Genomic DNA, 13342 nt, shown 5'->3' with positions numbered 1-13342 from the left:
AAGCGTGGTGACACGTGGAGCTGACAGATACTAATAGATCGAGGACTTAACCACAATTGATTACTCTGTCATTCTTCTTCTTCAACATTATCTAGTTTTGAGTGAATAAAATTTTAAAATTCCTCTTGCAAAATAATAAAAAGACGGTATAATAATACTTGTCTTGAAAAAATAGTCTGGTGGCAATAGCGAGAAGGTCACACCCGTTCCCATACCGAACACGGAAGTTAAGCTTCTCAGCGCCGATGGTAGTTGGAGGTTCTCCTCCTGTGAGAGTAGGACGCTGCCGGGCTTTAATATGGAGGATTAGCTCAGCTGGGAGAGCATCTGCCTTACAAGCAGAGGGTCGGCGGTTCGATCCCGTCATCCTCCACCATATTTGCCGGTTTAGCTCAATTGGTAGAGCAACTGACTTGTAATCAGTAGGTTGGGGGTTCAAGTCCTCTAGCCGGCACCAGTTTCAAATGAGCCATTAGCTCAGTCGGTAGAGCATCTGACTTTTAATCAGAGGGTCGAAGGTTCGAGTCCTTCATGGCTCACCATTCAATCTCTAATAATGAATTATGCGGGTGTGGCGGAATTGGCAGACGCACCAGACTTAGGATCTGGCGCCGCAAGGCGTGGGGGTTCGACTCCCTTCACCCGCACCAATTTAATATGCGGAAGTAGTTCAGTGGTAGAACATCACCTTGCCAAGGTGGGGGTCGCGGGTTCGAATCCCGTCTTCCGCTCCAGAGATTGCCGGGGTGGCGGAACTGGCAGACGCACAGGACTTAAAATCCTGCGGTAGGTGACTACCGTACCGGTTCGATTCCGGTCCTCGGCACCATTAAAAACATTTTAATTATGCGCCCGTAGCTCAATTGGATAGAGCGTCTGACTACGGATCAGAAGGTTATGGGTTCGACTCCTTTCGGGCGCGCCATACTATTAATGTAATGAAAGCAAGAATATTAGCCAACGAGTGAACACCTGACTGCTAATTGCAGGATGATGTGAATAAGGAAGCAATGAAGCAATTCGACGCTTATCATTTGCATGACGGGGAGTAGCTCAGCTTGGTAGAGCACTTGGTTTGGGACCAAGGGGTCGCAGGTTCGAATCCTGTCTTCCCGACCATTTGAAATTCTATATGGGGCCTTAGCTCAGCTGGGAGAGCGCCTGCTTTGCACGCAGGAGGTCAGCGGTTCGATCCCGCTAGGCTCCACCATATAACCTTATGAGAATACTTGATTTGGCGGTGTAGCTCAGCTGGCTAGAGCGTACGGTTCATACCCGTGAGGTCGGGGGTTCGATCCCCTCCGCCGCTACCAAATTAAGGACCTTTAGCTCAGCTGGTTAGAGCAGACGGCTCATAACCGTCCGGTCGTAGGTTCGAGTCCTACAAGGTCCACCATTCACTTTAATATGGAGGTATACCCAAGTCTGGCTGAAGGGATCGGTCTTGAAAACCGACAGGCGGGTAACACCGCGCGGGGGTTCGAATCCCTCTACCTCCTCCATTATACTTTTAAATCACTTTTATCGTCGCGGGGTGGAGCAACAAGCAATTCTCCACTGAAAAGACTGCGAGTTGTACCGGTTGAGCTGCTTCTTGGTTCACTTCCTGAGACCGGGACAGTCCTTTGCAAGCAATATTCAGGAAACAGGAAAGATTATATTTTATCGTCGCGGGGTGGAGCAGTCCGGTAGCTCGTCGGGCTCATAACCCGAAGGTCGCAGGTTCAAATCCTGCCCCCGCAATACCTGGTCCTCAGTGCAGTAATGAGCAGCACTGCGATGAATATGCTTCGAGTGATCATGACGGATTTTCTTGCCGTTCCATCTGGAAGAGGAAGAAACAGTCCTGAAGGATACTCGGGCATAATTCAGACCTTATTTTATAAACTGGTCCCGTGGTGTAGCGGTTAACATGCCTGCCTGTCACGCAGGAGATCGCGGGTTCGATTCCCGTCGGGACCGCCATTATTTATTTAGAAAAGCAATACCCAGTATGGCTCAGCAGCTCAGTCGGTAGAGCAGATTGCTACCTTCATTGAACAGCTTCTGCGGCAATCTGCAAAAAAGTTCGCAAGAACTTTTGAGCAAAGGACTTATGAAATATTGTTTTAGGAAATTACTTTATTTGGCTCAGTAGCTCAGTCGGTAGAGCAAAGGACTGAAAATCCTTGTGTCGGCGGTTCGATTCCGTCCTGAGCCACCATTTATTTTTTGTGAAAAAGCATTGAATTGTGGCGGTTGTGGCGAAGTGGTTAACGCATCGGATTGTGGTTCCGACATTCGTGGGTTCGATTCCCATCAGTCGCCCCATAAAATATGCGGGTGTAGTTTAATGGTAAAACCTCAGCCTTCCAAGCTGATGTCGTGGGTTCGATTCCCATCACCCGCTCCAAAAGTGGGCCTATAGCTCAGCTGGTTAGAGCGCACGCCTGATAAGCGTGAGGTCGATGGTTCGAGTCCATTTAGGCCCACCATTCCGCAGTAGCTCAGTGGTAGAGCATTCGGCTGTTAACCGAACGGTCGCAGGTTCGAGTCCTGCCTGCGGAGCCAATATGGGGAAGTACTCAAGTGGCTGAAGAGGCGCCCCTGCTAAGGGTGTAGGTCGGGCAACCGGCGCGAGGGTTCAAATCCCTCCTTCTCCGCCATAAGGCCCCTTGGTCAAGCGGTTAAGACACCGCCCTTTCACGGCGGTAACACGGGTTCGAATCCCGTAGGGGTCATACAAAAAAGCTGTCAGCAAATGCTGGCAGCTTTTTTGTATGCATCTTTTCTGAATCATTGTGTTTAATCGGGAAGTTCTTCGTTTTTTTGCAGCCGGTTTCCCGGATTATTTAAATCTATTTCTGATGCAATCCCTGTATAGGGCCCCCTGAACATATCTCCCGTCGCAAGGATTTTTCCATCTGCAGGCCCGAACAGAGGCAGCCTTTCTCCGGCTTCTTGCTTTTCCCTGAGAAGAAACTCTTCTTCTTGATTTGCCATCTTCAATCCCCCCTTCATAAAAACATATGCTTATTATAGGCATTTTCCTTGAAAACCAACTCAAGTTTACAAAATTAATCGAATTATAAGAGAAAATATCGAAAAATTTAAAATTTTTTTACAAGGTATTTTTATGAATAAGACGAATATAAAAAGAAAGTCGATGATTTTTAAATCTGTTGGAGAGAAGGATGGCTGTGAAAACGATGTTTCCCACTGACTATCAAATGCATTTATTTCATGAAGGCACCCTTTTTGACAGCCACCGCCTTTTTGGTGCCCACTTGATACATGAAGAAGGCAAAATCCTCACCAGATTTGCTGTATGGGCTCCAAATGCTAAGGAGGTCAGGGTTGTTGGGGACTTTAACAGCTGGAATGGGGAAGGTTTCAAATTACATAGAATGAATAATGAAGGGGTATGGCACATAGTAGTCGAGAAGGATTTGGCAGGCTGCCTCTATAAGTATGAAATATTGACACAAGGAGGCACCAGGCTGCACAAAGCTGATCCATATGCATTCTATTCTGAGAAAAGACCCGGCACTGCTTCAGTCGTATGGCCGCTTGAAGGCTATAAATGGAATGATCAGTCTTGGCTGAAAAGCAGGATGAAGAAAAATACCTTTGCAGAACCGGCTGTCATATATGAAATGCATGCCGGAACGTGGAAACGAAAAAATAATAACAGGCTGATGAATTACAGGGAGCTGGCGGATGAAGTTGTGCCCTATGTCCTTGAACATGGGTTTACACATGTTGAACTGCTCCCTCTTGTCGAGCATCCGCTCGATGCCTCATGGGGCTATCAGGGTACAGGGTATTTTTCCGCGACCAGCCGGTATGGCAAGCCGCAGGATTTAATGTATTTTGTCGACCAATGCCATCAGCATAACATCGGTGTCATTCTCGACTGGGTTCCCGGCCACTTTTGCAAAGATGCCCATGGACTCTATAATTTTGACGGAACCCACCTTTTTGAATATAAGAATGAGAAGGATAGGGAGAATTATGTATGGGGCACTTCAAACTTTGATCTGGGCCGCAAGGAAGTGCAGAGCTTCTTAATCTCCAATGCTTTATTCTGGCTTGAAACCTATCATATAGATGGGTTCAGGATGGATGCTGTATCTAATATCATTTATTGGCCCAATTCGCAAGAACAGCATCAGAATCCGTTTGGAATTGAATTCCTCCGCAAGCTCAACAGCACAATCAGGCAATATGATCCCTCCATTTTTCTAGCAGCTGAAGATTCATCAAATCTCCCGCTGGTGACCTCTCCAGCCCATTATGGGGGCCTTGGCTTTCATTACAAATGGAATATGGGCTGGATGAATGATGTACTGGCCTATATGGAAACCAGTCCAGAGGCAAGAACCGGGAAGCATGGCAATATCACATTTTCTCTTTTATATGCTTTCAAGGAGAATTTTATATTGCCTCTCTCACATGATGAAGTCGTACATGGAAAAAAGTCTCTCCTCAATAAAATGCCGGGAGATTATTGGAGGAAGTTTGCCCAGTTCCGGCTGCTCCTGGGCTATATGATGGCACATCCCGGCAAAAAACTGCTGTTCATGGGCTTTGAAATCGCGCAATTTTCAGAGTGGAAAGATTCGGAAGGACTTGACTGGAATCTGCTTGAGTTTGAGATGCACCAGAAAGCAAACAGGTACAGCAAGGATTTGATAAAGCTATACAGAAGATCCAAGCCCCTGTTTGAACTGGATCATCTTCAGGAAGGCTTTGAGTGGATTGATGCAGATAACTGGGAACAATCCATTTTTTCTTTTGTCCGTTTCAGCGCTGCCGAGGGTGAACATCTTATTGTGGTATGCAACTTTACAGCCGATCCGTATCAAAACTTCAGGATCGGGGTTCCCCATGCCGGAAGCTACAGGGAGATCTTCAACAGCGATAAGGAAGAGTATGGCGGGTCCGGCTGGATCAACAAAAAAGTCATCAAAACAGAAGAAATGGGATACCATGGCCGGCCTTATTCGATTCAGATGGCTATCCCGCCGTTTGGCATTACTATCTTGCGTCCTGTTAAACACCGAAAGGAGAGGAAAGGAAATGGCAAAGACAAAATGTGTGGCAATGCTGCTGGCAGGGGGAAAAGGGTCCAGGCTTAACGCTCTGACTGAAAATCTTGCAAAACCAGCTGTACCGTTTGGAGGCAAATACAGGATCATTGACTTCACCTTGAGCAATTGTACAAATTCAGGGATTGATACAGTCGGTGTTCTGACCCAGTATCAGCCTCTCGTGCTGAATTCCTATATAGGAATAGGAAGCGCCTGGGATTTGGACAGAATGAACGGCGGGGTGACCGTTTTGCCTCCATACGCCGAATCTTCAGAGGTCAAGTGGTATACAGGCACGGCGAGTGCGATCTTTCAAAATATAAACTATCTTAAGCAGAATGAACCTGAATATGTGCTTATCCTGTCAGGCGATCATATCTACAAAATGAATTATGACCTGATGCTTGATTATCATATTGAAAAGAACGCAGATGCTACTATTTCAGTCAAAGAAGTTCCCTGGGAGGAAGCCAGCCGATTCGGGATCATGAATACGAACGAAGATCTGAGTGTTTCAGAATTTGATGAAAAGCCGGAGAAGCCGAGAAATAATATGGCCTCAATGGGAATTTATATTTTTAAATGGGACGTACTTAAGGAGTATCTGGAGCTTGACGACCTGGATGAGGATTCCTCACACGACTTTGGAAAGGATATCATCCCAAGGCTTCTGAATGACAGCAAAAGGCTTTATGCCTACCCTTTCAGCGGATACTGGAAGGATGTAGGGACTGTGCAAAGCCTTTGGGAAGCCAATATGGATTTGCTGGACGACCATTGCCAGCTGGATTTGAATGATTATTCCTGGAGGATCTATTCTGTGAATCCCAATCATCCGCCGCAATATATCGCGCCGATGGCGGAAGTGGATGAATCGATGATTAATGAAGGCTGTTTAATTGAAGGGGAAATTTATAAAACGGTCGTTTTTCAGGGAGTAGAGGTCAAAGCAGGTTCAATTATTAAAGAATCGGTCATTATGCCGAATGCTGTCATCGGGAAGAATGTCTTTATTGAAAGAGCGATCGTTCCTTCTGATATGCACATACCGGACGGAACGGTTATAAGGGATGATGAAAATAAAGGTGAAATCATTCTGGTGACAGAGGAAATGATTAAGGAAATCCATTCATAAGAATATAAATCAGGAGGGGATATAGTTGAATAAGAGATTGCTGGGCGTTATAGATGCAACAACTTATCATGAAGGACTGGAGGAACTGATAGTCCACCGCTCTCTTGCGGCAGTGCCCTTTGCAGGCCGCTACCGGCTGATAGATTTTGTTCTCTCCAGCATGGTGAACTCAGGAATTGCCAGTGTGGCCATCTTTCCGAAGTTTCAATACAGGTCACTGATGGACCATCTTGGTTCAGGAAAGAACTGGGATTTGAACAGAAAAAGAGACGGCCTCTTTTTCTTTCCATCTCCGCTTCTTGATGGGCCTCGGCAGGGGGTAGGTTCCTTCAATCATTTTGCAGCCAACCTTGATTATTTCTACCGCAGCAATCAGGAATATTCTTTAATAGCAAATTGCTATACTGTTCTTAATATGGATTTTCAGCCGGCCCTTGAGAGGCATATCCAATCCGGCTGTGACATTACAGAACTCAGGCATAACGGAAAGTCTCTCGAAATGTACCTTGTCAAAACCTCTCAGCTAATCGAATTCATTGAAAAAAGAAATGAAACGGGCCACTCTTGCATGAGTGATATAGCAGCCGATCTGAATCATGTCTATAAAGTGTGCACATACGAATATACAGGGCATGTTACGAGAATCGACTCGATTGAGAGCTACTATCAGGCCAGCATGAGCATGCTTGAACCTGAAACTTTCCACAAGCTGTTCCGCAAAGATCAGCCAGTCTACACAAAGGTTAAAGATGAGCCTCCTGCACGGTATTTAAAAGGCGCAGGCGTCAGAAACAGTATGGTGGCAAACGGGTGCCTTATAGAAGGAACGGTTGAAAACAGCATTATCTCCCGGGCAGTCAGGATCGGGAAAGGATCAGTTGTTAGAAATTGCATCATTATGCAAAAATGCCAAATCGGTGATGATTGCATATTGGACTCAGTCATCATCGATAAAGATGTCAGAATCGAATCCGGGACCGTCATGGAAGGTTCCCCTGTCCAGCCGATTGTAATCCGGAAAGGAACCATACAAGGGGCGCTGATGAATTCATGAAAGTCTTATTCGCTGTATCAGAATGTGTGCCATTCGTTAAATCAGGGGGGCTTGCCGATGTGGCAGGCTCCTTGCCGAAGGAATTGAAAAAGCTGGGGACGGACGTAAGGATAATTCTGCCTAAGTATGGGAGCATACCGGAAACATATAAGAAGAAAATGAAAAAGGTCAGGGAGTTCAGCGTTTCTGTGGGCTGGCGAAACCAGTACTGCGGAATAGAAGAGCTGGTCCATGACGGTGTCATTTTTTATTTTGTCGATAATGAGTATTACTTCCTGCGGGATCAGCTTTATGGATATTTTGATGATGGAGAAAGATTTGCCTTTTTCAGCAGGGCTGTATTGGAAAGCATGAGGGAGCTTGATTTCTATCCTGATATCATTCACTGCCATGACTGGCATACAGGGATGGTCCCCTTCCTGCTGAATGTGCAATACAGGCATGCAAAAGAATATGCTGCTGTAAAAAGCGTGTTTACCATTCATAATCTTCAATTCCAGGGCATTATGCCAAAAGAGGCACTCAGCGACTTATTTGGCCTTGATGAAATCTGTTTCACGGAAGGGCAGCTCGAATTTTATGGATGCATCAATTTTATGAAGGCAGCCCTAACATCTGCCGATAAAATAACAACCGTCAGCCCTACCTATAAAGACGAAATACAGAATGAATATTACGGTGAAAAGCTTGAAGGGCTGCTGAGGCTGCGGGACGAAGACCTGACCGGCATCCTTAATGGGATTGATGCTGATTTTTACGATCCGGAAAATGATCCGATGATTGCTGCAGCTTATAATGTGAATCTATTAACAAATAAAGGCAAGAATAAGCGCAGCCTCCAGAAGCGGGCCGGCCTCCCGGAACAGCCGGAAGTGCCAATTATGGCGATGATTACAAGATTGACCAGCCAAAAAGGCCTTGATCTTGTAAAGTGTGTCTTTCATGAGCTAATGACAAAAGAGGTACAATTCATTGTCCTTGGCACCGGAGATGAGGAATTTGAACAATTCTTTGCCGGGATGGAGCGGGAATATCCGGAAAAGGTGAGGGCGTACATACGCTTCAATGAAGAATTGGCCCACAAAATCTATGCAGGCGCAGATTTATTCCTGATGCCTTCGAAGTTTGAGCCATGCGGCCTCGGGCAGCTGATTGCCATGAGATACGGCACCATCCCGATCGCCAGGGAGACGGGGGGATTAAATGATACAGTCCATTCATATAATGGGGAGGCAGGAGAGGGCAACGGCTTCTCTTTTGCTGATTTTAATGCCCACGATATGCTCTTTACCATTAATCGGGCCATTAATTTTTACAGCCGGGAAGAAGAATGGAAAGAGCTGGTCAAGAGGACGATGAGCCTGGATTACAGCTGGGCCCGGTCTGCGTTTAAGTACAGCAAGCTTTACGAAGGGCTTGTTCCAGGGGAGTGAGAGAATGTTTTCTGATAAGGAAGAGTTCAAGGAAGTCTTTTTGACAAGGCTTGAAATGACCAGTGGCAAAAGCTTTCCTGACAGCACAGAGCGCGATCAGTACCAGACCCTTGGGCACATGGTGAGGGAATATGTCAGCATGAATTGGATCAACACGAATGAACGCAGCAGGATGAACAAGCAAAAGCAGGTCTACTATTTATCCATCGAATTCCTGCTCGGACGGCTGCTGCATAATAACCTGCTCAATCTTGGCATCCATCAGACCGTTAAGGAAGGGCTGCAGGACCTGGGCATAGACCTGGGCGGGCTTGAGGAGTCAGAGCCTGATGCAGGCCTTGGAAACGGCGGTCTTGGCCGGTTAGCGGCCTGTTTCCTGGACTCCCTCGCATCGCTCAATCTCCCTGGGCATGGCTGCGGGATACGCTATAAGCATGGGCTTTTTGAGCAGAAGATTGTTGACGGATACCAGGTAGAGCTGCCGGAGCAGTGGCTTAGGCATGGGAACGTCTGGGAAATAAGAAAAGCTGATTCAGCAGTAGAAATCCCGTTTTGGGGAAGGGTGGAATGCGGTGAAGAAGAAGGCCGGCTGGTATTCAGGCACCTGCCTGGCGAAACGGTCACTGCAGTCCCGTATGATATGCCGGTTGCAGGGTATCAAACTGAGACAGTCAATACACTGAGGCTCTGGAGTGCAGAGCCTTCTCCTTTTCCGCAGCATAAAAACATCATGCAATACAAAAGGGAAACTGAGCTTATTTCCGAATTCCTGTATCCGGATGATACACATGATGAAGGAAAAATCCTGCGTCTTAAACAGCAGTATTTTCTTGTGTCAGCAAGTATCCGGTCGATTATAGAATCATACAAGAAACAGCATGGAAATATGGAGAAGTTCCACCAATTCATCAGCATCCATATAAATGATACACATCCTGTGCTTGCGATTCCCGAGTTGATGAGAATTCTCGTTGATGAGGAAGGGATGGCCTGGGACGAGGCATGGGCGATTACGGTTTCAGCCATTTCCTATACAAACCATACAACGCTCTCAGAAGCATTGGAAAAATGGCCGATCCGACTGTTCCAGCCGCTGCTGCCCAGGATTTATATGATTACGGAAGAAATCAATAAGCGTTTCTGTCTTGAGCTGGAGGAAAAATACCCCGGTGATTGGGAGAGGATTCAGTCAATGGCCATCATTTCGGAAGGACAGGTGAAAATGGCGCATCTTGCCCTTGCTGGAACGCACAGCGTCAATGGGGTGGCGGCTCTTCATACTGAAATCCTGAAACATAGGGAAATGAAACAGTTTTACGAACTGTTTCCAGAAAAATTCAACAATAAAACCAATGGCATTACCCACAGGCGATGGCTGCTGAACTCCAATCCGCGCCTTGCCAGCCTCATCACCGAATCAATCGGGGCCGGCTGGATAAAGGAGCCTCAGCGTTTGGAAGAGATGGCCAAGTTTCGGGAAGACAGCAGCATGCTGCTGGAGCTTGAGTTGATTAAGGAGCAAAATAAACAAAACCTGGCCCGCCGGATCAAGCAGCATACCGGGCTTTCCATCGATCCGTCTTCCATGTATGATATCCAGGTGAAAAGGCTTCATGCATATAAAAGGCAGCTTTTGAATGTGCTCCATATCATGCATCTGTATAACCGGATCAAAGAGGGAGATGCCCAAATCCAGCCGCGTACTTTCATTTTTGGCGCTAAGGCGTCTCCAGGCTATTATTATGCGAAGAAAATCATTAAACTGATTAACACCGTTGCTGAAAAGGTGAACAATGATCCGGCTGCCAATAAGCTGATTAAAGTTGTCTTCCTTGAAAATTACCGGGTATCTCTTGCAGAAGAAATATTTCCTGCTGCAGACATCAGTGAACAGATTTCCACTGCCAGCAAGGAGGCATCGGGAACAGGGAATATGAAGTTCATGATGAACGGGGCCCTTACTGTCGGTACTCTGGACGGTGCCAATATCGAGATACTGGACAGGGTTGGGGATGAGAATATTTTCATCTTTGGGCTGGCTGCGCAAGAAGTTCTCCGCTATCAGCAGAATGGGGAATACCGCTCAATGGATTATTATCATCTTGATAAAAGGATCAGCACCATCATCAATCAGCTGACCAATGGGTTTTTTCCCTATGCCGGGGATGAATTTGAAAGCATCGCTGATTCGCTGCTGATGCATAATGATCAATACTTTGTCCTCAGGGATTTTGATTCCTATGCGGCCATACAGAAACAGGCAGGGATTGCCTATGGAGACCGGCTGGGCTGGCAGAGAAAGAGCCTGATGAACATCGCCGCATCCGGCCACTTCTCCAGCGACCGGACCATCCGTGAATATGCCGAGGAGATTTGGCGTATAGAACCGGCGGCAAGCCATCTGGCTAAGTAAAAAACAGCTGTGCAGATAAAACGAAGGCCTGGTTCCCCCAGGCCTTCGTTTTGCCGTATTTTGCACAGATGCTCATTCTTTTTCCTTATCCTCAAGATAGCTGTCCCCTTCTTTATAAGGAACTTTGCCAAACGGGGCATCGAGGTTTTCTTCCTCTAATTCCTGCTGATATTGCTCTTCTGTATCAGAGCGGACTACCCTTCGGTTTTTTCCGTCTATGTCAGTCGCACTGAAGGTTTCATATTCTTCAGTAAATCCATCATCATTATGATCTGTATCATACAGGCTGTTATAATCCTTATGCTGGCCGTTAAAATCTGATGGTGTTTCGGAAGTGCCATAGCTGGCAGCCTGTTCAAAGCTGTCCTGCTCATCATTGATTTTCTTGTATTCATCATAATTAAAATGGTTATCATGATTGGGGCTCAGCACATCCTCTTCAGCAGGCCTGTCTGCGGCTGGATGCTGGGAGGGAGCATGATCTACACAATATAAAGCCGTTGGGACTGCCTCAAGCCGTTCAAAGGGCAATTCCTTCCCGCATTCCCTGCACTTCCCATAGGTGCCATCCTCAATGGCCTGGAGGGCGGAATTGACTTTAACCAATTCTTCGTTTTGATGCTCCTCGATTGCCTGGTCCTTTTCCCTTTCAAAAAGCTCAGTTCCCGCATCGCCGGGGTGATTGTCGTACATCGACAGCTCACCGACTGTATCCCTTGCGCTTTCATTGTCAAAGCGGCTGTTCGTATCACTGTCCAGCTGTTCTCCGATGGTCTTTTTATCTTCTTCCAGCTGCGCTCTCAATTCATTGATCTGTTCCTTGGTAATCATTGTTCCACATCCTGTTCCATTTGTAGTATTTATTAGGATTAAAGGCCGTTTTCCGGCTAAGCTGACTAGTGCATGCAGGCTCTTTTGCCTTGCTTAGAAATTACCCTTTATTCAGGTTATGAAACATGGGTGACAGCCGCGAAAAAAGCCTTCTGCACAGATGCAGAAGGCTTTGGCATTAACTTTACAGTAAATATCCCAGGAACAGGCCGACAGACAGCAGAAAACCAAAAATGGTATTTGTCTGGGCAGTAGCCACCATGGCAGGCATCATTTGGGCCGGCTTTGATTTGCCGATGAAGCCCTTTGTGGCTTTTACGGCTTTCGGAATGCTGAGTGCAACAATGGATAGCCATGGAGAGATATAGCCAGTAGCGATCATTACAAAGATCCATACATAGGAAATAGTGAACATAATCCCCAGGAAGTATATCGCCTTGTCCCTGCCGAGCAGGATAGCCAGGGTCTTTCTTCCGAATTCCTTGTCTCCGTCAAGATCCCTGATATTATTGGCCATCAGGATAAGTCCGACGAGAATAAAAATCGGCACTGAAATCATGACACTAAGTGCTGTGACTGTGCCTGTCTGGATAAAGAAGGATATAAGGATAATCATCATCCCCATGAAAAATCCTGCTACAATCTCCCCGAATGGCGTATAAGCGATCGGGAATGGGCCGCCTGTATAAAGATAGCCGGCTGCCATACAGACCAGTCCTACAGCGGCAAGCCACCAGCTGCTGTTCATACAGATATAGACGCCCAGGAGAAGCGCAATAAAATAAAGTGTAAAGGCAAGCTGAATGACTGTTCTTGGCTTAATGCCTTCACGCACGATGGCGCCGCCGATTCCGATTGATTCAGCTGTATCAAGACCCCGCTTGAAATCAAAATATTCATTAAACATATTGGTGGCTGCCTGAATCAGCAGGCTGGCAAGAAGCATGGCAAAGAACAGGCTGAAGTGGATATCGGTTTTATCTATTGCTAAAGCAGTACCCAGCAGGACTGGCACAAAAGCTGCCGTCAAGGTGTGCGGCCTGGTTAATTGCCACCAGACTCTCCATCCGCCCGATTTCATGGCAGGCGAAGGATCGGGATGCGTTTGTGGTTGCATTTTTGACTCTCCCCTTAATGTATTCTTTGTATAACAAACCTTTATATTTTAACTTAATATTGGCTGCAGGTCAAAATAGCCTGCCATCTTCAAGTTTAGCAAAGATCAAAGGGGTGTCAATGGATTTTTGCATACTTTAGAGGGGGGATTTCCCTGTCTTTCCGGCCTTAATTTCATCAGCTGCCGCCAATAGGATAAGAAAGGATAAATTCTCAGTGCAAGGAGAACAGGGGAGAATGATGTTTCCTTATATAATAAGGATGATATACATGCATCATCAGGCCGAT

8 protein-coding genes, 21 tRNA genes and 2 rRNA genes (1 of these 31 only partly in view) are annotated in these 13342 nt (G+C 46.5%); 28 read left to right on the top strand and 3 right to left on the bottom strand.

Annotation, left to right across the window (positions count from 1 at the left end; translation table 11 throughout):
* The 23 genes from AC4E8B_RS19930 to AC4E8B_RS19820 all read left to right on the top strand — a co-directional run.
* Positions 1–54 (top strand): 23S ribosomal RNA (locus AC4E8B_RS19930); it begins 2891 nt to the left of the window's first position.
* Positions 55–175: 121 nt separating this feature from the next.
* Positions 176–292 (top strand): 5S ribosomal RNA (rrf, locus tag AC4E8B_RS19925).
* Positions 293–300: 8 nt separating this feature from the next.
* Positions 301–376: transfer RNA gene (locus AC4E8B_RS19920), tRNA-Val, on the top strand.
* Positions 377–381: 5 nt separating this feature from the next.
* Positions 382–457: transfer RNA gene (locus AC4E8B_RS19915), tRNA-Thr, on the top strand.
* A 9-nt stretch (positions 458–466) separates the two neighbouring features.
* Positions 467–542, top strand: a tRNA-Lys gene (locus AC4E8B_RS19910).
* Positions 543–565: 23 nt separating this feature from the next.
* A tRNA-Leu gene (locus tag AC4E8B_RS19905) sits at positions 566–650 on the top strand.
* A 9-nt stretch (positions 651–659) separates the two neighbouring features.
* Positions 660–734, top strand: a tRNA-Gly gene (locus AC4E8B_RS19900).
* 6 nt (positions 735–740) lie between these two features.
* A tRNA-Leu gene (locus AC4E8B_RS19895) sits at positions 741–829 on the top strand.
* Positions 830–848: 19 nt separating this feature from the next.
* Positions 849–925, top strand: a tRNA-Arg gene (locus AC4E8B_RS19890).
* Positions 926–1042: 117 nt separating this feature from the next.
* A tRNA-Pro gene (locus AC4E8B_RS19885) sits at positions 1043–1119 on the top strand.
* A gap of 15 nt (positions 1120–1134) precedes the next feature.
* Positions 1135–1210 (top strand) — tRNA-Ala (locus tag AC4E8B_RS19880).
* A 26-nt stretch (positions 1211–1236) separates the two neighbouring features.
* A tRNA-Met gene (locus AC4E8B_RS19875) sits at positions 1237–1313 on the top strand.
* 6 nt (positions 1314–1319) lie between these two features.
* A tRNA-Ile gene (locus AC4E8B_RS19870) sits at positions 1320–1396 on the top strand.
* A 13-nt stretch (positions 1397–1409) separates the two neighbouring features.
* Positions 1410–1502: transfer RNA gene (locus AC4E8B_RS19865), tRNA-Ser, on the top strand.
* Between the two features lie 167 nt (positions 1503–1669).
* A tRNA-Met gene (locus AC4E8B_RS19860) sits at positions 1670–1743 on the top strand.
* Between the two features lie 146 nt (positions 1744–1889).
* A tRNA-Asp gene (locus AC4E8B_RS19855) sits at positions 1890–1965 on the top strand.
* 162 nt (positions 1966–2127) lie between these two features.
* Positions 2128–2203 (top strand) — tRNA-Phe (locus AC4E8B_RS19850).
* A gap of 31 nt (positions 2204–2234) precedes the next feature.
* A tRNA-His gene (locus AC4E8B_RS19845) sits at positions 2235–2310 on the top strand.
* Between the two features lie 8 nt (positions 2311–2318).
* A tRNA-Gly gene (locus AC4E8B_RS19840) sits at positions 2319–2392 on the top strand.
* A gap of 5 nt (positions 2393–2397) precedes the next feature.
* Positions 2398–2474: transfer RNA gene (locus tag AC4E8B_RS19835), tRNA-Ile, on the top strand.
* 1 nt (position 2475) lies between these two features.
* Positions 2476–2550, top strand: a tRNA-Asn gene (locus AC4E8B_RS19830).
* 4 nt (positions 2551–2554) lie between these two features.
* Positions 2555–2645 (top strand) — tRNA-Ser (locus AC4E8B_RS19825).
* Between the two features lie 3 nt (positions 2646–2648).
* Positions 2649–2720 (top strand) — tRNA-Glu (locus tag AC4E8B_RS19820).
* 64 nt (positions 2721–2784) lie between these two features.
* On the opposite strand, the gene AC4E8B_RS19815 is transcribed toward AC4E8B_RS19820, so the two are convergent.
* Positions 2785–2982 carry a hypothetical protein gene (locus tag AC4E8B_RS19815; protein WP_490215099.1) on the bottom strand — a complete coding sequence of 66 codons (198 nt, stop codon included), beginning with the start codon at positions 2980–2982 and terminating at the stop codon, positions 2785–2787.
* A gap of 191 nt (positions 2983–3173) precedes the next feature.
* Between AC4E8B_RS19815 and glgB the strand changes: the two genes are divergently transcribed.
* From glgB to AC4E8B_RS19790, 5 genes are read left to right on the top strand one after another with little or no spacing between them, the layout of a single operon-like run.
* Entirely contained in the window at positions 3174–5120 is a 1947-nt protein-coding gene (gene glgB / locus AC4E8B_RS19810; protein ID WP_490215098.1) for a 1,4-alpha-glucan branching protein GlgB, read from the top strand.
* A complete protein-coding gene (locus AC4E8B_RS19805) occupies positions 5062–6207 on the top strand; it encodes a glucose-1-phosphate adenylyltransferase (protein WP_490215096.1) in 1146 nt (381 codons plus the stop codon). Before glgB ends, AC4E8B_RS19805 begins: the two co-directional genes overlap by 59 nt.
* A gap of 25 nt (positions 6208–6232) precedes the next feature.
* The gene (locus AC4E8B_RS19800) at positions 6233–7261 is read left to right on the top strand and encodes a GlgC family sugar phosphate nucleotidyltransferase (RefSeq protein WP_490215094.1); all 1029 of its coding nucleotides are present in this window, start codon (positions 6233–6235) and stop codon (positions 7259–7261) included.
* Positions 7258–8694 carry a glycogen synthase GlgA gene (gene glgA, locus AC4E8B_RS19795; protein WP_490215092.1) on the top strand — a complete coding sequence of 479 codons (1437 nt, stop codon included), beginning with the start codon at positions 7258–7260 and terminating at the stop codon, positions 8692–8694. The genes AC4E8B_RS19800 and glgA overlap by 4 nt, the downstream gene beginning before the upstream one ends.
* 4 nt (positions 8695–8698) lie before the next feature.
* The gene (locus AC4E8B_RS19790) at positions 8699–11107 is read left to right on the top strand and encodes a glycogen/starch/alpha-glucan phosphorylase (RefSeq protein WP_490215091.1); all 2409 of its coding nucleotides are present in this window, start codon (positions 8699–8701) and stop codon (positions 11105–11107) included.
* A gap of 72 nt (positions 11108–11179) precedes the next feature.
* Here the strand turns inward: AC4E8B_RS19790 and AC4E8B_RS19785 are convergent, their stop codons facing one another.
* Both AC4E8B_RS19785 and AC4E8B_RS19780 read right to left on the bottom strand, forming a co-directional pair.
* Positions 11180–11938, bottom strand: coding sequence for a TraR/DksA C4-type zinc finger protein (locus tag AC4E8B_RS19785; protein ID WP_490215090.1), 759 nt, complete (start codon positions 11936–11938; stop codon positions 11180–11182).
* A gap of 184 nt (positions 11939–12122) precedes the next feature.
* Positions 12123–13055 carry a 1,4-dihydroxy-2-naphthoate polyprenyltransferase gene (locus AC4E8B_RS19780; protein ID WP_490215088.1) on the bottom strand — a complete coding sequence of 311 codons (933 nt, stop codon included), beginning with the start codon at positions 13053–13055 and terminating at the stop codon, positions 12123–12125.
* Positions 13056–13342: the final 287 nt, after the last annotated feature.

Source organism: Bacillus sp. SRL543 (assembly GCF_984799205.1).
The sequence above is the reverse complement of the archived record's forward strand: the minus strand, read 5'-3'. Positions and strand labels throughout refer to the sequence as shown.